A 1,205-nucleotide genomic window follows, 5' to 3' on the forward strand; every position below is an offset into this window, starting at 1 on the left:
TTGGCGCCGTCGCCGGCGAAGTATTGGTGTTCGAAGCGGGACCAGTAGGTGTCGAGGTAGCGCTGGTCGTCGCCCCAGATGGTGCGGAGCATGGCGGGCCAGGGTTCGGTGAGGACGAGGTAGCCGCCGTGGCCGTCGGGTACTTCGTGGGCGTTGTCGTCGACGACGGTGGCCGCGATGCCGGGGAGTGGTACCTGGGCGGAGCCGGGTTTGGTGGTGGTGACGCCGGGCAGCGGGCTGATCATGATGGCGCCGGTCTCGGTCTGCCACCAGGTGTCGACGACGGGGGTTTTGTCGGCGCCGATGTGTTTGCGGTACCAGACCCAGGCCTCGGGGTTGATGGGTTCGCCGACCGAGCCGAGGATGCGCAGGCTGGTCAGGTCGAACTTGGCGGGGATGTCGTCGCCCCATTTCATGGCGGCGCGGATCGCGGTGGGTGCGGTGTAGAGGATGGTGACGCCGTATTTCTGGACGATCTCCCACCAGCGGCCCTGGTGCGGGCTGTCGGGTGTGCCTTCGTAGAGGACTTCGGTGGCGCCGTTGCTCAGGGGTCCGTAGACGATGTAGGAGTGGCCGGTGACCCAGCCGACGTCGGCGGTGCACCAGAAGACGTCTGTTTCGGGCTTGAGGTCGAAGACGGCGTGGTGGGTGTACGAGACCTGGGTGAGGTAGCCGCCGGTGGTGTGCAGGATGCCCTTGGGCTTGCCCGTGGTGCCGGAGGTGTAGAGGATGAACAGCGGGTGTTCGGCGTCGAAGGCCTGCGGGGTGTGCTGGTCGGACTGGCCCTCGACCAGGTCGTGCCACCAGATGTCGCGGCCCGGGGTCCAGGCGAGGTCCTCCTGGCCGGTGCGGCGCACGACCAGGACGTTGCGGACGTGTCCGGTGCCGGGGCGGGTCAGTGCTTCGTCGACGGCGGGCTTGAGTGCGGAGGGCTTGCCTCGGCGGTAGCCGCCGTCGGCGGTGATGACGATGCAGGCGTCGGCGTCGTTGATGCGGGTCGCGAGGGCGTCCGCGGAGAAGCCGCCGAAGACGAGCGAGTGCGGGGCGCCGATCCGGGCGCAGGCGAGCATCGAGATGACGGCCTCGGGGATCATCGGCAGGTAGATCGCGACCCGGTCGCCCGCCTGGACGCCCAGCCCGGTGAGGGCGTTGGCGGCCCTGGCCACCTCGCGCTGGAGCTCGGCGTAGGTGATGGTGCGCGTGTC

The 1,205-nt window shown here is 69.1% G+C and carries 1 protein-coding gene; it reads right to left on the reverse strand.

The annotated features are described in order from the left end of the window. A partial coding sequence (locus ACWD4A_RS35385) for an acetate--CoA ligase (protein ID WP_451200584.1) occupies positions 1-1,205 on the reverse strand: 1,205 nt, incomplete at both ends.

It is taken from the genome of Streptomyces sp. NPDC002537, from assembly GCF_053594975.1.